This window comes from Alteromonas sp. S167 (genome assembly GCF_036864375.1).
In the GTDB taxonomy this organism is placed as follows: domain Bacteria; phylum Pseudomonadota; class Gammaproteobacteria; order Enterobacterales; family Alteromonadaceae; genus Alteromonas.
The window spans coordinates 272,570-294,252 of sequence record NZ_JAZETR010000001.1 but is presented as its reverse complement, the minus strand read 5'-3'; the positions used below and the strand labels follow the sequence as shown (position 1 = coordinate 294,252).

Sequence of the window (21,683 nt, the reverse complement as noted above, 5' to 3'; positions counted from 1 at the left end):
TCTACACCCTACAATTGTTACTATTTTCTTGAAACCATCTCCAGGTGCTGGATAGGCCATCGCGAAGTGAAATACTAGGTTTCCAATTAATTAAGGATTGTGCCAATGAAACATCTAGCCGTTTTACTGGTGTTCCTTCGGGCTTACTCGTGTCGAAATCAAGCTTCCCTGTAAATTGGGTTACTTCGCAAAGCAATTCAGCTAATTCTCGAATAGAGCAGTCTGTACCTGTCCCCATATTAATATGTGAACTCATTGGTGAGATGACTGCATTAAACTCAGCATTTGGAAGGTTTGCTATTTCAATAGAGCCTCGAGCCAAGTCAGAGACATGTAAAAACTCCCTTCTAGCCCTGCCACTACCCCAAATGTTTACCGATGAAGCATTATTTTGCTTCGCCTGTGCGAACTTATTGATAAGCGCTGGAATAACGTGACTGCCATTAAGCTCGAAGTTGTCATAAGGGCCATACAAATTAGTAGGCATCACGCTTCTATAATCTCTACCATATTGCCTGTTAAAGCTTTCGCAAAGCTTAATGCCTGCTATTTTGGCAATGGCATAAGGCTCATTCGTTGGTTCAAGTGCGCCTGAAAGAAGTGATGACTCTTTAATAGGTTGCTCCGCAAATTTTGGGTAAATACAGCTTGACCCTAAAAATAACAGCTTATTAATATCACTTTCATGTGCCGCTTTAATCACATTTGCACTTACCATCAAGTTCTCGTAAATGAAACTCGCTGGCAATGTATTGTTAGCGTGTATTCCCCCAACTTTTGCAGCCGCCAAGTACACCTCATCAACGTGATGGCTTTTGAAAAACTGCTTTACCGAAAGTTGATTTGTGAGGTCAAGTTGATCACGAGTGGCTGTTACTATTTCAATATTGCTATTTTTAGATAGTTCGCTAACTAGGGCGCGCCCCACCATTCCCCTGTGGCCCGCTACATAAATTCGTTTAGCCGACATTATCAACCTTCCCCACTGATAGGGAGTTCAAACCCGTTCGCTTTTAAAAATGCTAACCTACGCGCCTCTTCGGCATCTGATGCTACCATTTCTTCACACATTTCTTTCGCTGAGATTGTAGGCTCCCAGTTTAAGGTTTCTTTTGCCTTGGAAGGATCACCTAGCAAGGAATCAACTTCGGCGGGCCTAAAGTACTTTTTATCTACCCTGACTATCACATCTCCTACATTCAGTGCTGGTGACAGTGCTTTGTCGACAGAAACTACCGTAGCAATTTCGTGAACACCTGAACCAGAAAACCTAAGATCAACGCCTAATGCCTTTGCCGACCATTCAACAAATTGTCGAACTGAGTATTGCTCCCCAGTTGCTACAACAAAATCTTCAGGTTTTTCTTGTTGCAACATCAGCCACTGCATGTAAACGTAATCTTTGGCGTGCCCCCAATCTCTGAGCGCATCTAAATTTCCTAAATGTAAACAACTCTCTAGGCCCTGAGAAATGTTGGCTAGTCCACGCGTAATTTTTCTCGTTACAAAAGTTTCACCGCGGCGAGGCGATTCATGGTTAAATAAAATACCATTACACGCATATAGACCATATGCTTCTCTATAGTTGACCGTTATCCAATACGCATATAGTTTGGCGACGGCGTAAGGAGAGCGCGGGTGGAAAGGTGTAGTTTCTCTTTGCGGTGTTTCAACAACTTTGCCATAAAGCTCTGAAGTAGAGGCCTGATAAAATTTTGTTTTATCTTTCAAACCTAATAACTTAATAGCCTCGAGTAGCCTCAAGGTGCCCATTGCATCGACATCGGCAGTATATTCAGGTGAATCAAAACTCACAGCAACATGGCTTTGCGCTCCTAAATTATAAATTTCATCTGGTTGGATCATTTGCACCAACTTGATGATATTTGAGCTATCGGTTAAGTCGCCATAATGCAGAATAAAGTTTCTATTCGATTCGAAAGGATCTTGATAGATATGGTCAACACGTTGGGTATTAAATGATGAAGCTCTTCGCTTAATTCCATGAACTTCATATCCCTTTTCTAATAGGAGTTCGGCCAAATAGGAACCATCTTGGCCGGTGATACCTGTTATTAACGCTTTCTTTTTTTCAGGCATTACATATCTCTCCAACTTATCACTTTCATTCCTTCAAGTTTTTCTCTCAGCACTTTGCTTATAGTACTCTCGTGCTCGCCTTCAATGCCATTTATCACGAGCGAAAGCCCTAATTCATAAGCTTCCTCTATGGACTTTACTGGAACGCCAGTTATTTCATTTACACTTACTTGTGTGGTTTGCAGGAAACAGGCAACAATGGCACCTTGTTGCCTGAGCGCATTAGCAATTGTTATGGAAAGCTGCCTAGTACCAAATACACCAATTTTCATACCACTATAAATGGCTAGAGGCTCTTTTTTACTCAAAACCTTATCGAGAAGTAACTTTAAATCGATAACATTTTTATCTAACTGCACTTGCTTACTCGGTGTCGTTTCTCCAAGTAATTGAGCAACAGCATTAGCTTCTCTTTTTAGTAATAACCGACTGGCACTGCTGGAACTTGCGCCTCCTTGACGAAAATTGGCGGAAGTTGTGTCGATATGAATACCGTGAAACCGTGCGATTGCTTTTTTCATAAAGAAACTGTCAGCACATAACTGAAAGCATTCGCTAAAAGGGCCTATCTTTTCAAATAACGAGGACCGGCAGAAAAATCCTTGATGACAGATATTTGCCTCATCTGACATCTCTGTGTTGACATGCCATACCTCTCCTGACACCTCATCAAAACACCTTACTTTTGTTATCAGATAATCAATCTCTTCACATTCGAAAGCATCTACGACAGTTTCAATACAGCTTTTTTCATACAGTGAGTCATCTGCGCCGAGAAAATAAATTATGTCACCTGATGCTAATTCAACGCCACGATTAAATGCGTGGTAAATACCTCTGTCTGGTGCCGAATAAACTTTGGCGACATGGGGGTATTGAGAAATCGTGGACAATGTTTTGTCAGTAGAACCACCATCAACAATTATATGTTCAATTTTATCTATTGCTGTTTGCTCAGCAACACTGCGAAGACATTCTTCTATTAAATGAGCACAATTGTAAGTTGCCGTTATTATGGATATTTTCATTTTATTCCACGTTTTTACAGATACTATGCAAGAACAAAAAAGTCATGGCTATTGCTTAAATTTCTCTCCCTGAGCAGCGTCGAGATCTCCTCTCTAACCGGCTGCGCGGCGATCACTAGAAAAGCATTGGTCTTGGCCAGAAACAATTTTAAGGTCAATATTGGGAAAGCATCATTTCCCACGTTTACTGTCTCAGCAATTGGAGAGCTTTCTACAAACCCTGACACATTAACCCCTCTACCTATCATTATGCGTGCAAATGCTTTTGCCATTTGCCCCGTCCCAAATATGAATAGAGATTTACCTTGAAGACCAAGTGAAAGCCTGTTCCATTTTTCATCAACCACACAGGATAAGCCTTCTCCTAAAGCATTCTCACTTAAGGAAGCAGTTATCGAAGAATTGCTCACTCTCATATTAACAAGCACTTTTTCAACACAACCAAACTTATACCCACCTTTGAGCAGTCTAAGAAAAAGCACATAGTCTTCGAACATTCTCAGGCTCGGGTAACCAACTTTTTTAATTAAATCGGCTTTTCCAAAATAAGTGGTATGTGGAAAGCAAGGCCAATCAAGAAGTGTTGCTTCAATATCGTGAGGATGTCTAATATCGTTCAACAATACTTCTTTCTTGTTTTTGAATTGATTGAAGCGTTCCGAGACCTGAACCTTCGCATCGTCTGCAAAATACGAAAGGTAGCTCTTTACAATATCAAATTCGTTTTCGACTAAGAAACGTAATTGTTCTTCGAATCGTGTAGGAACGCTTATGTCATCAGCGTCAACTTTGGCAACGTAAGGTGTTTTTACAAACGAAAGGGCTTGGTTTAAGCAATGCCCTACCCCTCTATTACGGCTATTTGCAATTAGCTTTATCCGGCTATCAGAAAAACGCCGAATAGTCTCAACGGTGTCGTCAGTAGAGGCATCATCAATTATGAGAAATTCAAAGTCGTCAAAGGTTTGATTCAGAATAGACGTAATCGTATCTTCCACCCATCTAGAGGCATTGTAAGTTGTCATGAGCGCCGTAACTAAGGGCATTTTTTCACTCTCCCTTAGAGACGCCAACTTGCTTGAGTTTCGCAGACATACGTTGCGCATACTCGGCCTCATCAATATACTCTCTGCGCAAGTCTATCGCTTTTATGCGGGGCATTAAGATTAAGCGATCGCCGCTGGGCAATATGAGATCTTTTTCACTAATTGGCACATCACTTACAACAATAAAGTCTGGGCCCCCATAGGAGAATCTGCCTTTTCCTATTTTTTCGAACTGTTTTAAAAACTCAATATCAAGGCTAGGGTGCTGAGTGTACTTTTGTAAGAAAATGACGTTGTTTAAACCAGACACCATTGCTATCAATGCTAGGTCTAAACGTGAAGTATCATTTGCTTGAAGCGGTTCACTACTGTTTTCAAAGTTACCTGGCGATAATACTGTAATACCTTGAATAGGTTTATCGTCAAATTCATTAACATTGAGAGATACATTACAAAATGCTTGTTCGCTTTTAAAAGAAGCACCTTTACTAAGCCAATTAATTGATATATCTCTTGTCGTTTCACCCTGCGAATTTGCTAACAGATTCATTAGTGGACTTGCAGTCACTTGTTTACAAGGTACGAAGCTAAGATTAAATGTTGTTTCATTAAAGAACTTCGAAAGGACTTTTTGACGACGTACTCCTGAAAGCGATGAAATGGCGTCTAACCCATATTGATCATTGGAAATGATGGCGAGAATATCTCTCACATAGGCACTCCAAGTTTGAACAAGGCTATTTGCGGCATCTATTGCTAACACATCATCGGCAATATTAAGCAACTTACTAAAAATACTGTTTATGTAATTAAACGTGCCATTAAGATAATAAAACGCTAAGGACTTTTTTCTATGGAAAGAAGAAACGATAAAGTCTCTCTGCTTTACAATGAAGTCGTCTATATCCGATATGCTATCAAAATTTACATTCACTACGTCGCATAAAGCAGTAAGCTCTTCAATTAACCTTTCACTACTATAGTAGGACGCAAACTCTTCTACGAACCATTGGTTTTTTTCGTGTGTAAATGCAGTTTCAGAGAGTAAAGACTTTGCACGCTTTTTGGTTTCCTGTGTTGAAACAACCAAAATATTTTCCGCACGAAGAGGTTTTGCTCCAAATATCCTTGCTCCATCATTTAAATTGTAAACTTCACTATCTCTTGAGGTAAATACTTGCTCTAAAACACTCTTAGAGACTTTAAATTCATACTTAGTTTTTACCCATGGTTTAAAGTTTCCTTGAATAGTGAGCGACATTGCATGATTAGCAGAATAATCATATAACTCATTACCTTTCCCATCATAGTACCCTGATGATTTCGAATGATGATAAGAGTCGCTAACAAACCCCATATCTGTGCCAAACAAGTAGGCCTGAGTGAAACCGATTGTAGTCACTAAATCAGATGCAAAATTAGTTACAGTTGGGTAGGAAAAATCTAAAGTTGCAAACCCATGCTCTTTATCAAGTTCAGTGAATGCTACAGTAGAGGCCTCGCCTTGCTTAAACGCTAGTAATGTCTCACCAAACAATGTAGCAGCATCAGGGTGGACCCCATTACAACTCAAAAGAGTGATCCGCTTTAGAAACGCTTCATCATCTATCCTTTTGAGCCAATCGAAAGTTGAACGGTTAGTTTCAATTTCCGCGTGGAAATCTGGGCATATTCCGTTTCTGTGAAGCGCTTGGAGAGCGGTACCACAGGAAATCACAATGGCCTTAGCACTTTCTTCTTTCAGGATATTCATCAGGTTATCTAATGAAGGTCCATTACCCACTATAAATACAGGTACATCAAGAACATCTACAGGCAGTAAGTCTTTGGTATTTTTTTTCAAGAAAGGGATATTATTCTCTAACGCCCATTTTGTATGTGCTAACCCGTATTTTGCATTGTCGAAATAATCGCCCATTGCGACAATTACCAATAATTGTTCTCGCAATTGAGCAACTGCGTCGGTCAACTTTTCATTTACATAACTTTGGTAAAAGAAGGTATTAGCAAGTATGTAAGGACCTACTGACTGGAATTGTACTAATAAGTCTCTGGTAAGATTAGTTCCGTCATCACCAATGTTGAGGTATAAGCGCTTTTGGCCTCTATCGAATGAAGAAATTATCTGGCTCCAATCGATTGCATATAACGACGCGTAAAAGAAATCACGGTTAGGCTCACAAACGAAAAGCATACCAATGTCATGATTTTCCACTAAGGACGCTAAGCTGTAACCACTTCCAATACCAAATTGAATCAATGACTTAACTTTTTCGGGCAATTCACTCTGAGCTTCTTTTAACCCATCAAATAGGCGCTCACACTCTTCAACTAATTGATAATGAAGGTAGCCTTTAAGCTTCTTTCCCTTATAACTTAGCAATAAGCCGTCTTTGTGAGGTTTTGAAGCGAAACGCTCATAGCTGGTTCTTGCGTCTCGAACGGACTCTCCGGAAAATAAAGCATTGGTGGATTTATGAAAAAGAAATACCTCTCCTGAAGCATTGGCGATAGGAGCCCATCGCTCAGGCGTGTAATCTTTGAATTCTTTGTAAACGTCGGGAAAGTACTTCTCCAGTGTTGATAAATTTGCTGCTTTGCGCTCTTCATTAAGAAATGCAACAGAATGTTGTTCATCATTTTTCAAGGGAGCCCACAATGGCAAAAAGCTCTCACTCAAAGACAGCTTATTCGATGATACGAACCAATTGTATAGTTCAGCCCAAGTTGCAGTATGTACTTTTTGCTCAATTTCACTAAACACAGGCGTATGCAGGTGCTTATAGAAAAGTAATGTATCTATTTTTATGTGAGACACCAACTCCTGCATATCCTTTGAGAAGCTGGTACCGTCTGCACCAATCTGCATATACAGAGCAATGCCTTTGTCCTTCGCTTTTTGTAAAAGGCTTTTCCAGCTTAGTGATGATAAAGCACAAATGAAGTAATCCACATTAGGCTCATATACTACAACATGTTTATACAGTCCCTCATTTACAATATGTTCTAAGTGGTATCCAAGTCCCAAGCCGAAACACACCAAAGCCTCAGAGGAGTTTACATCGCTGGGTTGAATTTCGATTTTCGGCGCCTTTGACATGTACTCGCAAAAATGAGTTAGCACTTCAGCTTTTGGATGCATACCATAAAGCACCTGTCCACTGTTGTAGTTAACAATATTAAGTTCGGAGTACTTGTTGCACAGCAAAGTAGATACAGCAGTGTCTGTTTTTTTTGCAAGTTCGGCAAGTGGAGGGATATAGCGTTCTATCGCACCAATGCTATGGCGATAGTTTTCTCTAATCTGTAACGCCATAGTCTTTTCAATTTGCTGTTGGGTCTGTTCATCTTCATGAACATGAAACTGTATCTGCTGTAGCATAGTTATTTATATTTCTTCACGGCTGCGCGGCCTCTTGAAAATTTAACCGCTTCTTTTTTTGCATTTTCAAGCAAACCTTGCGCCAGCTCTTCAAGCTTCTGATTTATTTCAAGTTCTTTAGATGAAAAAGCAGACTTTTTAGAACCTTCCATTCTCTGTAAAGCACGCGTGACGACTTTATGACGAACCTGAATAAGGTGCCTAAAACGTTCGGTGGAGAATTCTTCAGCGTCAGATGATAGGCAAGCAGCTAGCTCAGCATTAACTGCTTGCAGAAAAAGAGGTGTAGATTGGTGATCTAATATTGTATTTTTCAAACAGCTTGTCGTTTTTGACGCTGGGCTTCATAAGCTTCCTGCTTTGCTTCTTCAGGAATTTGCACCCAAGCATCACGAATTGGTGTTAACAGGCTAGACACTTCTTCCAACATATTCAAGTCGTTATTGATGTGCGCTTCGTTTAGTCGATCAACCATATAGTTATATAACGCGAACATATTGTCAGCAACTTCGCCACCAGCTTCTAAATCAAGTGTGTCACGTAAATGCATAATAATGGCGCTTGCTTTTGAAATAAAATCAGCCTTCGAAACTAGGTCTTTTCTTTCCATCGCCCCTTTCGCATAGGCAACCCTATCAAGCGCCCCCTGAAGCAGCATCAAAGTAAGTTTATGCGGGTCTGCATTTGCAACATCTTGTTTTAAGTTGCCTTTGCGATACGCGTTAATACCTTTAAGTGACATAAAAACTCCAACAATTCTTTACAGCTTACAACGACGCCAGTAGCGCGGAACCAGTTTGATTTAACTGGGCAACGGTTTGGTCGAGGTTTAAATATTTATCTCGAAGAATTTCTTCGTAATTCAACATACGTAGCTCGAGAGTTTCACGTTCGTCAAACAACTCATCGCGATTATCTTTTGCCGCACGCTCTCGCAAACTAATAAGCCCGCTAAATGAAGTGTATTCTTTAGAAAACTCGTACAGACGTGTTGCAATACCTTCATTGTCATCAGTGAACAGCTTGGCAATTTCATCAAAATTATCTTCCAATGCATCTTCAAGACGGTCTTCACCAGAGCCTAGGCCAAAGTCTGTCGTACCTATTTCAAGTTTGCCTTCATCGTTAAACTCAATACCAACTTGAAACAAACCACCTAGTGCCGAAGAACTCACATTGTCGCCAATAATTGAGGCCAACCCACTTTGAATACCACGAAGCAGAGAATCTCCCGCTAGCGCCCCATCCTCTTCAAGCTCCGACTCACCGTATCGAGTGAGCGTTTGAATTTCGTCTATCAGTGAGTTGTAATTATCCACAAAGTCGCGAATTTTCTTATCAAGACCATCTTTGTCAAAGCCAATATTTAATTTGGTAGCAAGAAAATCACCAGCGGCGTCTTTTGGCGACACTTCGTTCACTTCAAATGAAACGTTTTGAATGGTATTTTCAAATTCGTTGGTACTGCTTTGTACTTCGATACCATCAACAGAGGCTATCGCATTTCTAGCGCTTTCAATGTTGGCCGCACTAATACTTCCAGTACCACCAGTGGTCGACAAGCGGTCAAGCTCTGCTGCACCAGTGTCGTTAGTAATAACCAAATCATTACCTTCACCAGTTTCACTTGAAGAAAACACAAGCCTGGGTCCAGCACTGGTGCCTGTATCGATGATATTAGCGGTAACGCCGAAGTTATCATCGGCATTATTTATCGCTTCACGAAGCTGTGTAAGCGTCATACCTGCAGATACATTGATGGTAAAACTATCACTTCCGCCTACGTCGAAAGTAAGCGACCCAGTACCAGACGAAAGTACTGCATCGGAACTTGAGGTGAATGCGCCGTCGTCTGTCGTGATACGACTGCCGGCAGCGAGTTGTTCTACAATAACCTCGTACTTACCTCGAAGCGCAGAGTTAGACGCTTCTGCTGACAGTACGTCATTATCTTCAGAAGGGTTTGTAATGGTGGGCTCACGACCGTTGATGCCGTTATCGCTTCGAAGCTCATCCACGGCATCTTTAAAATCAGACAATTTAGATTTAATTTGACCAAGGCCTGAAATTTCAGCCTCTATTCGCTCTTCTTTAGCGTTAAGACGCGCCTCTTTAGGCTGCCTTTCCGCAGTTAAAAGCTGTTGTACCAGATCGTCAAGCGCTAAGCCTGAACCTACACCTAGAGACTGAATTGTCATACATCACCTCAATTAAACCTGATTGTTGATAAACACTCCTACACTGTTCCCAACATCCTGTTGCAATTCTTGGATCCTGTCAGCCAGCTTTAAAACCTCTTCTGAAGGTATTTGCCTTATGACGTCACCAGATTGTGAATCTTTTACCGTTACCACCGAACGATTGGTGTCTTCGTCGATAGTGAACGCTAAATCTCGATTCTGAACTTTTAGGAATGATTCAACGTTTGCGACAGCTTCCTCAAGCTGTACGCGATCTCTCTCACTGCTAGTGTTATCGGCTTGCCGACTAGAAGCTTGAGATAAATTTTGCCCCACAACAGGTGATGAAATATCAGCCGGTTGTGCGGATGTATTACGGCTTTCACCTTGCTCATTTTGCTGATTGCTGCGCGGATCTGCGTCAGCAACAAGCAACGTGTCCTGCTTAACCGGTGCCACCTGTGCAGCACTCGAAGGAACTGATGCAATTGTTTGGCCAATTTGGGTATTTTGAATTTCCACTTAATACCTCCTTACCGAAACGACAAAACGGGTCCCTGCTAAAAACAGCAAGCACCCGTTACATCTCAACTAAGGTTACTAATTTAGTATAGCTTATCCAAGCAATGATAGCGCTGTTTGAGGACGCTGATTAGCCTGGCTTAGTACAGAAACAGATGCCTGCTGGATAATCTGGTTTCTTGTAAGCTCTGCAGTTTCTGTCGCAAAATCTGTGTCACGAATCTGAGAGCGAGCAGCAGATAGGTTTTCACTGATGTTGCTTAAGTTACGAATAGTCGATTGGAAACGGTTTTGAAGTGCACCAAGGTCTGCACGAACACCACCAATTCCAGAAATCGCAGCGTCAACATCTGATAGCAGTGCCGATGCACCCGTCGCTGTAGACACGTCATTCGAAGTGATGTTCAAGCCTGTTGCGCTGAAGCCGCTTATAGAACCCAAGTTACCCGAAGACAGATTTACTGAGATAGTTTGACCAGCGTTAGCACCAACAAGGAAACTCGCTGAGAAGCTACCGTCTAGGATATTCACGTTACCAAACTGCGTTGTAGTAGCGATACGTGAAATCTCTGTGCGTAGTGCAGATACTTCTTTTTGCAGCGCATTTCTATCTGCAGACGAGTTAATACCGTTTTGTGACTGAACTGCAAGCTGACGAATACGCTGTAAGCTTGTAGTTACCTCTGCAAGTGCACCTTCTGCTGTTTGTGACAGCGATATTGCATCGTTTGCGTTTCGTACGGCTTGGTTCAAACCCTGAACCTGTGATGTAAGACGATCTGAGATTTGAAGACCAGCAGCGTCATCCGCAGCACTGTTAATACGGAATCCCGATGATAGTCTTTCGAATGATGTGTTCAAACGATCGTTCACGTCAAAAAGCTGACGTTGAGCGTTTAATGAAGACACATTGGTGTTTACAAATAAAGACATTAGATTACCTCCTAGGGATTCGATGGCCTTTGTGGTATCATCAAACCCTTCCAGTTCAAATTAGCTGGGTCACTACTCCCGGCTAACTCCTCTCGTAAAAGTAAATTAAATTACCCCTCAACAATAGGTATCGGCAAAGCCTTTAGGTTCTTTAGCTTTTTTTTGAATTATTTTTTTAAAAACTTCAACAAACAAGGTAAGGCACTGTTTTTTATACAATTTTTCACTTTAAAAAAATAGTAAAAATACCGTTCTCGAATAATTAAAACTGAAAAAAATAGAAGAAAACGAAGTCAAAAGCCTGAGCTGGAGGAATAGTTATTGAATAATGATTTGGCTACCAAGTACCTCCAACACCTTAGTACCGTATTTCAATGGCTAGCTGCAAAAAATTGAGCAAAAAAGCAACCATTCGAACAAAGGTATGCGGATAGAAGTGGAAGTAGCTAGGTAAGGAAAGGCGAATCACAAATTCAAAAAAGTTGGCATCGTATATGCTTTAGTATCAGCGAATACAAAAGTTGCTCAGTTTGTATTTGAAATTGGCGGGGCGTTTCGGTAAGAATAAAAAAAGGCCGAGACATTATATCCTCGGCCAATTTGCTCACGTTAGGAGATTGAGCAAATTCAGTTTCTGTCGGCTGGCAGGGTTTAAGTAGGATAAACTGGCCTCTCAACCAACACTTCTACACTCTCAGTCCTGTTAGTCGGCGATTTCTTAAAGGGGCGGCCTCATGGCCGCTTTCCTTTTCTCAGGGGATGGCCTCTCAACTCCTTCCCGAATAATCACCAATTAACTTTTCTAAATTAACCTAGTAGAGACAATGCTGCCTGTGGGCGCTGATTCGCCTGAGCAAGAATGGTTGTACTCGCCTGCTGCAGAATCTGGTTACGGCTTAATTCTGCCGTTTCAGTGGCAAAGTCTGCATCTTTAATACGCGATCTTGCCGCAGACACATTTTCAGAGATGTTGCTCAAGTTACGAATCGTAGACTGGAAGCGGTTCTGAAGCGCACCAAGGTCTGCTCGTAGACTACCTATTGCAGAAATTGCCGAATCAACTGCAGTCAGAAGACTGGATGCATTTTGCTCTGTTAGCACATCGGCAGAGGTAATACCCAAGCCGGTTGCGCTGAACCCATTTACACCAGCTCGTGCCAATGCAGTTGTAGACAGGTTTACTGAAATCGTCTGACCCGCATTTGCACCCACAAGGAATTTCGCCGAGAAATCACCCGTAAGTACATCAACACCAGCAAACTGTGTCGTAGTTGAAATTCTTGAAATCTCCGTGCGTAGCGCAGACACTTCTTTTTGCAGTGCTACTCGGTCAGCCGAACTGTTGATACCGTTTTGCGACTGGATAGCTAATGTACGGATACGCTGAAGCGCTGTGGTGGTTTCTTGCATTGCACCTTCTGCAGTTTGCGCAAGAGAAATACCATCGTTTGCGTTACGAACAGCTTGGTTCAACCCTTGAACCTGAGATGTCATACGGTCGGTAATTTGAAGACCGGCAGCATCGTCTGCAGCGCTGTTAATTCTGAAGCCTGAAGACAGACGTTCGAAAGCAGTGCTTAGGTTGTTACCAGTAGTGAATAATTGACGCTGTGCATTTAATGATGACACATTAGTATTAACAAATAGACTCATGGGTCTCTCCTAACAGTTTTAAGTGTAGCGCTATTATTTTTGTTGTCTGCGCAGATGTTTTAGAATATTGGCATAGCCTATGCTTTACCTGAGTGTCAGTGTTATACTGACGTTTTATCGGCACACTACCGATAAAACTTGCTAAATAGAGAAGTTACTTCTCTTTGCTGGCCGGTGAGATTGTTGTTCCAGAACCTCAACCTCTCACTACCTCCTGGCTTCATTCTCGCCTGTCAGCAGCTCCACCCAACTTCAGCAAACCTATCTTTATATCGACATTAAAACGTTTTTACTTTAGAAGTTTTTAAAAAACATTTTAATTATTTAAAGCACTGTTTTTCCTAACTAAACACCAAATTCAAAAAACAATTAAATTCAGCAAACAGGCTTTAAAAGCATTTTTATTATTATTATTTTTAGCGCTAGAGGGTAAATACTCGCTTTACCTCTCCTGTATTATATTTATCGTCAACTTCTACTTTTTACTTTAGGTTTTTTTTGATTTTTTTCTTAAACCATAACAATTACAATAAAAACAATACTTTAGCTTTGAAAAAGCATAAAAAAAGCCGACATACATAGGTATATCGGCTTTTTTATTTTTGAATCAAGCTAGAGCACTACCTCCTGGCTCCATTCTCGCTGCTATTATTAACCCAATAGCTGCAATGCTGCCTGTGGACGCTGATTCGCCTGCGACAACACTGTTGTACTCGCCTGCTGGATAATCTGGTTACGCGTCAAGTTTGCTGTTTCTGTCGCAAAATCCGTATCTTTGATTTGTGAACGTGCAGCAGATACGTTTTCTGATATGTTACTCAAGTTACGAATTGTTGACTGGAAACGATTTTGAAGCGCACCCAGGTCTGCTCGCAAGCCACCAACTGCTGAAATAGCACTGTCTACAGCAGCAAGCATGCTTGATGCATTAGTGCCAGTAAGCACGTCAGCGGTAGTGATACCTAGGCCTGTTGCACTGAAACCGTTAACCCCAGCACGCGTTAATGCTGCTGATGACAAGTTAACAGAGATAGTTTGTCCTGCGTTTGCACCTACAAGGAATTTAGCTGAGAAATCGCCTGAAAGTACATTCACACCAGCGAACTGGGTAGTGGTTGAAATTCTTGAAATTTCAGTACGTAACGCAGATACTTCTTTTTGAAGCGCTACACGGTCAGCAGAGCTATTGATACCGTTTTGCGATTGCACAGCTAGCGTACGGATACGCTGTAGTGCAGTTGTGGTTTCCTGCAGTGCACCTTCAGCCGTTTGCGATAGTGAGATCGCATCGTTGGCATTACGTACAGCCTGATTCAAACCTTGAACTTGTGAAGTCATACGGTCGGTTATTTGCAGACCCGCGGCATCGTCAGATGCACTATTAATACGGAAACCTGAAGATAAACGCTCGAAAGACGTACTCAAAGATGTGCTCACATCAAAAAGCTGACGCTGGGCATTCAATGAGGATACATTGGTATTGACGAACATAGACATAAAGTCTCTCCTACACTCTCAGTCCAGCTGGTGCTGGCAGTCGGGTAATCCGACAGTTTTGTTTTCGTAGTCATCAACACCTGAGGGGTAATTGATGAACTGGCTCTCTCAGAAACTTTATCGACGGGAACTAGAATCCCTTTAGAAAAAAATACGATTTTTGCCGATGACCGGAAAGAAATTGCCGGTTCATAAAGGTAATAGTTAAGAAAATTAAGGACTAACGCGGAGTAATTATGAGCAACATTTTTTCAGACATTGATATTCATCGCGTATCCGCTCCTGCAATGCATGCTGCTTTTACCGACCTACATGAAAACCCTTTTGATAAAACTGGCCATACACTATTTTGCTGCTACAGAGAGGCGACAAACCACGTAAGCTGGGATGGAAAAATAGTTATTCTCACGATAGATAAGCAGACATTTCGAGTTACACGAACCGAGCGTATTTCACTGCCTAACACTGATTTACGCGACCCAAAACTGACTTTCTTTAACGGCAATTTGATTATGTCGTGCTATGCCAAAACGAAGCACAACGATGATAAAAAATCTTACAACGCACTGAGCTTTTTATCCTCAGATGGCTTTTCATGGTCTTCGCAGATCAAACTAGGTGTAGTTGGACACTGGCTTTGGAACTATGCCTGCATAGAAGGTAAAGCGTATGGTTTTGGGTATCATCGCCCGTCTGAAAGTATTTCACTATTTAGTGGAAACCCAATGCGCCGCATGTTAATGCATAAACGAAACGTGTTTGGGCTTGAAAAAACAGGTAAGGGTTATCCTAATGAAAGTGCATTTGTATTTGACCATCAAGGCAATGCATACGTTTTCTTGCGACGTGACGCTGACACATTTAGTGCGCAATTTGGCACGTCAAAACCGCCTTATACACAGTGGCAGTGGTATGACTTAGGGATATATATCGGCGGTCCAGCGGCAGTGATACTCAATGATGGGCATTTTTTAGTTTCAGGACGACATATAGATTGGGACAAAAGGCAATTTACCACAAGGCTGTGGCACTTTAATCGTGAAACGAAAAAGCTGAGCGAACTTGCAATTTTACCAAGTAGTTTAGATACCAGCTACCCCGGTATGGTATTAGACAAAAGCAACAGCACGCTCTACATGTCGTATTACTCATCGCATATCGAGCAGCAAGCACGTGTTTACGTTACTAAATTCGACGATATTTATGGCCTTATTCAACGCAAAAAAATAAGACCTTAAATAAAGTTGAACAACGATAAATTAGACACCTTTGGAAAGGTAGCCAGCGCAGCATTAAGCGCCGTTTCCTGTTTGGCAAATTCCGTAGAAGCTTCTGCGTAGTCCACATCTTGAATAGATGAACGCGAAGCCTTAGCCGCAATCTCCATATCAAGGTTACTTTCATAGGTACTTTCAGCGATGTTTATTCTGCTACCGATAGACGCACGTTCCAGTGAAAGTTTTTCTAAGCCATTATCAAGCCCCACTAATGCATCGGCGATAGATTCTTGAAGCTGGCGGTCGGTAGTAAGAGGGTTAGACAATAACTCTTGCACTTCATGAAGTGTCTGCGCCATGCTCTTTTTTTCTGGCGCGTTTAACGACAGGCTTATGCTATCGCCTGCTACTGCCACGGCTTCAAACTCCATTCCCTTAATGGTAAAGGGCTCTCCAGATGCGAACGCTACCGTATCAATAATGGCACCTGTTCCCTGGTTGACTAACTGAGCCTGATTACCCGCGAGAAAATCAATGCGATAATCGTTGTTGGCTGCCGTTACAGGGTCATAATTCTGGTTAAAAAAAGTGTCAAACGCGCCCTGCTGTTTAACGGAAGAACTTTCTAGCGTAGCGCCAGTGGCACCGTTTACAGAAAACTTAAATCGAGAAAGCACATTTTCGAACACTTCATAACCATTACTGGTTGCCTGAACCTTAGAACTGTTAGATAGCTGTACAAAACTCACACCTGGATCACCTACAAAAGTAATAGCATTGCCCGGTGATGCGGGATTAAATTCAAAGGCCTGATTACCAGATTGGAAACCTGAATATAAAAAGTTGCCATCAGCATCTTGCGTATTCATCAAATCCAACACTTCAAGTTTTATCTGCTCTAGTTCAGCGCCAATTGCGCGTCTATCAGGACCAGCAACAATGCCATTACCCGCTTGTACAACAAGTGTTCTGGCACGGTTAATTGAGTCTGTCACATTGGTTAAAACAGCTTCTTGCTGACCCAGTGAACCTTGAACTAAATCATTGTTTCTTTGAAACTGCGTTAACTCATCAATTTCTTCGGTAAGCCTTAGTACCTTTGCCGCACCAACTGGATCGTCGCTTGGAGTGAGAATGCGTTTGCCAGTAGCCAACTGCTGCTGCGTTTTGGACAATTCGCCCTGATTTTCCATAATTGAGCGGATATTTTGATCATAAATCTGGTTAGTTGATATACGCATTTTTCACCTACCTCGCAGACTGCAAAATGGTATTAAACAATTCTTGCGCTGTTGTAAGAATTCTTGCCGCAGCGGCATAACTCTGCTGATACTTTATCAAATTAGCTGCTTCTTCATCTAAGCTTACGCCAGAAACAGAATCGAACCAGTTTTCAGATTGGACTTTCATCGCTTCTGCAGAAGCAAGAGAAACACTGGCCATCGATGCATTCTCGCCCACGCGACCAACCATAGATGCATAAGCATCCTGAAAGGTTCTAGGCGGGTTGGTAGATTCGCTGCTCACCTGAACTAAATTATCGTTCTGTAAACCGGCAATATTTAGCGCATTACTGTTGTCATTAAAACCATCTGTATTATAGCTAATGTTAAAGCTATCGCCTGCACGTGGTATACCGTCTAAACTAAAATCGTAACCAGGATAATCCGTCAAACCTGCGAAAGCAGCGGGCCATGTGCCGCTGTTTTTTGCTTGTTCAATTAAGTTATTCAGATTAGTTGTGCCCGTCACTGTGGCAATTGTTGCACCTGTACCATCAATAACATCGAATGAATTTGCTGCTGTAAATACTATTTCAGCCGGTGCAGCCGGATCGATGCCACCGGCTCCATCAAATGCCGAGCGATCATTGCCTGTGCCAACGGTAGTATTAGTTACTGTAGTATTTATAACGTTAGCACTGCCTAGGTTGTCACCATCGGCACCAGCGCGAATGGGACTCGCAAAAGCTAAATCCTCAGGCCTATTGGTAGCAAGGGTTATACTCGATGCAATGGTTTTAGTAGGCTGGATCAGAAATTCATTACCAACGGTATAAGCCGAAGTACCAGCAAAATCAACTTCAATGCCACCTTCAAGCTCCGCAAAGCCCCCCGTTACGGGTACGTTTGAGAAAACAAGATCATTGCCCGAGCCATCTTTTTTCGGAATGCCGTCGGCATTTAACAAGGTTACCTCAATTTCAGTAGGTACACCCGCAACAACGTTAGTCACTTCAATTTTATAATCGGCATCAGTTAGTTCAGCGCCCTTGCCTTCTGTAAGTTGTGCACTGACCACGTAATCGCCCGTAGTGCCATCGAAAGCTAAGCCTCTAAACGATGGGATCTCAAATATATTGCCACCTAACTGGCCATCTAAGTCCATTCCCAGCTTGTTTTGCTCATTAACTGCATCAGCGAAAGCTACCGCCAATTGACCAACATCTCGCATTACCGGCCCCAAAACTTCGTTTCGGTATCGGAATAATCCACCAAGGGCACCACCTAAATCATCTTCAACAAGACGCAATGCAGTATCTGCTTTTGTCTGTGAACCAAAATCAGTCGCTAGTTCTAGCTCTTTAAATGTCAGATCGGCATCTGAACTTAGTTCGAAAACATTAAACGAACCATTTTCCAGAACCAAAGACTCACCAGACGTTAGATTAATATTGATAGCGCCATTTTGAGACTGACTTTCTTTAACCGTTATACCCATAATCGACGACAGTTCGTCTACGGCTAAGTCCCGCTCGTTTAGCAACGCACTTGGTTCATCACTTGTACTGTTTCCCTTGGCAACAACTATGCTTCTATTTAAATTGCCAATGTTTTCGATAAGTGTGTTGGCGCGATTAACCAATGAGGTGAACTCTAAATTTAATTCTTCCTCTTTCTCAACCATATAGTCTGACAGTGTTGCCATGCGCTGATAAAGCGAGTTTGCTTTACCTAAAACTTGGTCGCGCGATGCGAGATTGGTTGGGTCGTCTGCTGCGGTTTGTACGGCGGCAAAGTATTCACTGAAACCTTTTGATATTGAATTCGCTTCGCTGGCCAAAAGAGTATCAATAGCAGATGTCTTTTGTGAGAATGACTCTAACTCGCCAACCGACGTTATGTCGCGACGCAATTGATTTTGAGCAAAAACATTAATGATTCGCTCGGTGTTACCTATTCCTACGCCAAATACCTGGCTGTTGCTTAGCTCTGTGCGCTGGCGAACATAACCTTCAGTATTCACATTGGCAATGTTGTTACTGGTGGTGTTTAAAAGTTTGCTACTTGCGTTTACACCGCTTGTGGCAAGAGAAAAAAGATCAACAGAACTCACGGGGATTCTCCATCACTAAGGTAGTAGCGTATTCAAGCGTTCGCTGTTGTACACAGCCATTATCTTATCTGCGTATTCAGGATCAGTTGCATAGCCCGCTTCCTGAAGCGCTTTTGTGTAATGCTTTGCATTTGAGGCTTGTTCAACAGCATTAGAGTAACGAGGCGACGAGTTAATGAAACGACCATAGTCTTGTACCGCTTCTTCTAACGAAGAATAAGCACGAAACGCCGATTTTTGCTTTTGTGCAACGCCGTTATTGAATTCAAGAGTGTCTACTACCGCTTGCTCTCCACTCCACTCTTTGTTGGCTTTAATACCAAAGAGGTTATGTGAGCTCTTACCGTCGCCAGTGTGAATAACAAACTTGCCCCATCCTGTTTCCACTGCAGCCTGAGATACAATCGCTTTTGGATCCATGCCGTATTGTGCTGCAACTTTTTCAGCAATCGGCATAAGCGTTTCTACAAACTGTTCGGGTGAATCGAACATGGCATCTTTAGTCGCACTTTTCGTGCGGATCGATTGGGAGTTGAGCGCAAACGCTTGCGCTTGATTAACATCGTTTACTCGATTGCTATTTAACGACGATAAATTACCGTCGCTTCTGATTACGCTAGAAGGTGTATAGCTATCTTCCGTTTGCCCAAGCTGCTTTACAATAATATCGGCTAAACCCATGCCGCCATTGGCGGTGAGGTCAGTGGCGAGCTGCTGGTCGTGCATATCACGATAAAATTTCACTTGCTGTGAATTGAAAGGGCTGTTTTCGTCGGCAAGTGCATCTTGTGCTTTTCGCATTGACTTCAACATCATCTGCACAAAAATAGCTTCAAATTGCTCTGCAGCTTCTTGCAGAACTTTGTCATCACCCGAAGCGATAGCCTCGCGCATTTTATTGATACTTCCCAAATCGTGAACATTACGGGCCATATCAAGCTGGCTTTTTGTGCTAAGTGCTTCCATTAGATGATCACCAGTTCACCGCGAAGCGCACCTGCTTGACGCAACGCTTCTAAAATTGCCATAAGATCGCCTGGGGCTGCGCCTACTTCGTTTACCGCACGCACAAGCTGGTCTAGCGTTACACCGGGCTCGAACTTGAACATACGACTGTCTGCTAGGTCCACATCGACAATAGATTGTGTGGTTACTGCAGTTTGGCCATCGCCAAAGGCGTTAGGTTGTGAAACCTGCTGATTTTCAGAAATGGTAACGGTTAATCCACCATGAGTTATGGCCGCAGGAAGCAGTCGTACATCACTACCAATTACAATGGTGCCCGTTCTACTGTTTATAACAACGCGAGCAGGCGCATCTGCTGGCGTAAACTCGAAGTTCTCAAGCGCTGCTAAGAAACCAACCCTTTGTCCTGCGTCTCTTGGAGCAGTAACACGTACAGAAGCAGCATCAATTGGCTTGGCAATAAGATATCCATTTTCAGGTTGCGCACCTAAGCGCTGGTTAATGGTATCTGCCAGCGATTTTGCCGTTGAAAAATCAGGGTAGTGAAGGTTAAGCGTTAATGAGTCTCCGTTTGCAAAGCCGCTTGGTATCGACTGTTCTACCATTGCACCATTGGGGATGCGTCCCACTGTTGGTGTGTTAACCACAATACGCGAACCGTCTCCACCTTCAGCGCCAAAACCACTTACTACTAAACTGCCTTGGGCGATGGCATACACTTGACCGTCAACGCCGCGGAGAAACGTTTGTAGTAACGAGCCGCCTTGTAAGCTTTTCGCTTCGCCCACTGATGATACAGTGACATCAATAGTTTGGCCGGGCTTGCTAAACGCTGGCAAATTAGCATGAACCGCTACCGCCGCCACGTTTCGCGTATTCGGACGAGTATTGGGGTCCATTCGAATACCAAAGTTCGCAAGCATGGTACGAAAGCTTTGCTCGGTAAACGGGTTTTGTTCGCCTGTGCCAGGTAAACCCACGACCAAACCATAACCAATAAGTTGGTTCGAGCGGACGCCTTGAATTGAAGCCACGTCTTTAATTCGTTGAGCCGCTGCGTCAGAAATACTTAAAACCAACGCGGTAAGGCAAAAAATTGTGAAAGTTACAAAACGCATAGTTACTCACTCCCTCTTTAAAGAGGCCACCACGAAGATGAGAAAAATTTAGTTAACCAGCCTTTCTCTTGTGCTTGGGCAAATGTGCCTGTTCCACTGTATTGAATGCGTGCATTAGCAATGCGTGTCGACTCAATCTGATTGTCTGGGTTAATGTCTAACGGTCTAACAATACCTGTCAGGCGAATGTACTCATCGCCGTGATTTAGCGTCATCCACTTCTCGCCACGAACCACTAGATTTTTATTCGGTAGAACATCTACAACCGTTACCGAAATCGAGCCCTGTAAACTGTTAGTCTGGTTCGCCGCTGCATCGCCAGTAAAGTCATTTGAAGCACTTAAACCTAGCTGAATTGACTGACTACCAATGTTTATCGCATCGCCCCCAAGCCCTGTGATAGGTTGCAAATCGGCGTTAGTATCTCGTGACGTTGCAGTATTAGCCGACTTTGTTGCAGCAGTATTTTCGCTTAAAACTACCGTTATAATGTCGCCTACTTGCCTTGCTGTTACGTCTGAATAAAGACTATTAGCAAGATGTGGCTTAAAAAGAGAACCATTTTCTACTACCGACTCTCTTGGGTAATCAGGCACCACAGGTGCGTAAAACGGGTCGTTCGCTTGAACTCTGGTATCTGGCGTGCTTTGACAGGCTGACAACAGTGCGCAAGTAATAAGGCTAATTGCAATACGCATATTAAAG

General features: G+C 42.6%; 18 protein-coding genes. 1 reads left to right on the top strand and 17 read right to left on the bottom strand.

Annotation, left to right across the window (positions count from 1 at the left end):
• Position 1: 1 nt before the first annotated feature.
• The 12 genes from V7R35_RS01185 to V7R35_RS01130 all read right to left on the bottom strand — a co-directional run bounded on the left by V7R35_RS01185 (position 2) and on the right by V7R35_RS01130 (position 14,341).
• The gene (locus V7R35_RS01185) at positions 2–970 is read right to left on the bottom strand and encodes a GDP-L-fucose synthase family protein (RefSeq protein ID WP_334012766.1); all 969 of its coding nucleotides are present in this window, start codon (positions 968–970) and stop codon (positions 2–4) included.
• 2 nt (positions 971–972) lie between these two features.
• Complete coding sequence (gene gmd / locus V7R35_RS01180; RefSeq protein WP_334012764.1) at positions 973–2,100, bottom strand: GDP-mannose 4,6-dehydratase; 1,128 nt, start codon at positions 2,098–2,100, stop codon at positions 973–975.
• Positions 2,100–3,128, bottom strand: coding sequence for a glycosyltransferase family 2 protein (locus tag V7R35_RS01175; RefSeq protein ID WP_334012762.1), 1,029 nt, complete (start codon positions 3,126–3,128; stop codon positions 2,100–2,102). The genes gmd and V7R35_RS01175 overlap by 1 nt, the downstream gene beginning before the upstream one ends.
• A gap of 23 nt (positions 3,129–3,151) precedes the next feature.
• On the bottom strand, positions 3,152–4,174 hold the full coding sequence (locus V7R35_RS01170) for a glycosyltransferase family 2 protein (protein WP_334012761.1): 1,023 nt from the start codon (positions 4,172–4,174) through the stop codon (positions 3,152–3,154).
• Between the two features lie 4 nt (positions 4,175–4,178).
• Positions 4,179–7,556, bottom strand: coding sequence for a 6-hydroxymethylpterin diphosphokinase MptE-like protein (locus tag V7R35_RS01165; protein ID WP_334012759.1), 3,378 nt, complete (start codon positions 7,554–7,556; stop codon positions 4,179–4,181).
• Between the two features lie 2 nt (positions 7,557–7,558).
• Entirely contained in the window at positions 7,559–7,873 is a 315-nt protein-coding gene (locus tag V7R35_RS01160) for a hypothetical protein (RefSeq protein ID WP_334012758.1), read from the bottom strand.
• Complete coding sequence (fliS, locus tag V7R35_RS01155; RefSeq protein WP_334012756.1) at positions 7,870–8,298, bottom strand: flagellar export chaperone FliS; 429 nt, start codon at positions 8,296–8,298, stop codon at positions 7,870–7,872. The genes V7R35_RS01160 and fliS overlap by 4 nt, the downstream gene beginning before the upstream one ends.
• Before the next feature lie 25 nt (positions 8,299–8,323).
• The gene (gene fliD, locus V7R35_RS01150; RefSeq protein ID WP_334012755.1) at positions 8,324–9,754 is read right to left on the bottom strand and encodes a flagellar filament capping protein FliD; all 1,431 of its coding nucleotides are present in this window, start codon (positions 9,752–9,754) and stop codon (positions 8,324–8,326) included.
• Between the two features lie 12 nt (positions 9,755–9,766).
• Positions 9,767–10,258, bottom strand: coding sequence for a flagellar protein FlaG (locus tag V7R35_RS01145; protein WP_334012754.1), 492 nt, complete (start codon positions 10,256–10,258; stop codon positions 9,767–9,769).
• A gap of 93 nt (positions 10,259–10,351) precedes the next feature.
• Entirely contained in the window at positions 10,352–11,191 is an 840-nt protein-coding gene (locus tag V7R35_RS01140) for a flagellin N-terminal helical domain-containing protein (RefSeq protein ID WP_334012753.1), read from the bottom strand.
• Between the two features lie 807 nt (positions 11,192–11,998).
• On the bottom strand, positions 11,999–12,844 hold the full coding sequence (locus tag V7R35_RS01135) for a flagellin N-terminal helical domain-containing protein (RefSeq protein WP_334012752.1): 846 nt from the start codon (positions 12,842–12,844) through the stop codon (positions 11,999–12,001).
• A 651-nt stretch (positions 12,845–13,495) separates the two neighbouring features.
• Complete coding sequence (locus V7R35_RS01130; protein ID WP_334012750.1) at positions 13,496–14,341, bottom strand: flagellin N-terminal helical domain-containing protein; 846 nt, start codon at positions 14,339–14,341, stop codon at positions 13,496–13,498.
• Positions 14,342–14,577: 236 nt separating this feature from the next.
• On the opposite strand from V7R35_RS01130, the gene V7R35_RS01125 reads away from it, so the two are divergent.
• On the top strand, positions 14,578–15,579 hold the full coding sequence (locus V7R35_RS01125) for a hypothetical protein (protein ID WP_334012748.1): 1,002 nt from the start codon (positions 14,578–14,580) through the stop codon (positions 15,577–15,579).
• Here V7R35_RS01125 and flgL read toward each other — a convergent pair.
• Genes flgL through flgH form a run of 5 tightly spaced genes read right to left on the bottom strand, consistent with a single transcriptional unit; the run spans position 15,576 to position 21,676 of the window.
• Entirely contained in the window at positions 15,576–16,799 is a 1,224-nt protein-coding gene (flgL, locus tag V7R35_RS01120; RefSeq protein WP_334012746.1) for a flagellar hook-associated protein FlgL, read from the bottom strand. The genes V7R35_RS01125 and flgL overlap by 4 nt on opposite strands.
• 7 nt (positions 16,800–16,806) lie before the next feature.
• The gene (gene flgK, locus V7R35_RS01115; protein ID WP_334012744.1) at positions 16,807–18,894 is read right to left on the bottom strand and encodes a flagellar hook-associated protein FlgK; all 2,088 of its coding nucleotides are present in this window, start codon (positions 18,892–18,894) and stop codon (positions 16,807–16,809) included.
• A gap of 15 nt (positions 18,895–18,909) precedes the next feature.
• Positions 18,910–19,860, bottom strand: coding sequence for a flagellar assembly peptidoglycan hydrolase FlgJ (flgJ, locus tag V7R35_RS01110; protein ID WP_334012742.1), 951 nt, complete (start codon positions 19,858–19,860; stop codon positions 18,910–18,912).
• Positions 19,860–20,978, bottom strand: a complete 1,119-nt coding sequence (locus V7R35_RS01105) for a flagellar basal body P-ring protein FlgI (protein WP_334012740.1) — start codon at positions 20,976–20,978, stop codon at positions 19,860–19,862. The genes flgJ and V7R35_RS01105 overlap by 1 nt, the downstream gene beginning before the upstream one ends.
• Positions 20,979–20,995: 17 nt before the next feature.
• Positions 20,996–21,676 (bottom strand): flagellar basal body L-ring protein FlgH, encoded by a 681-nt coding sequence (gene flgH / locus V7R35_RS01100; protein ID WP_334012738.1) that lies wholly within the window; start codon positions 21,674–21,676, stop codon positions 20,996–20,998.
• Positions 21,677–21,683: the final 7 nt, after the last annotated feature.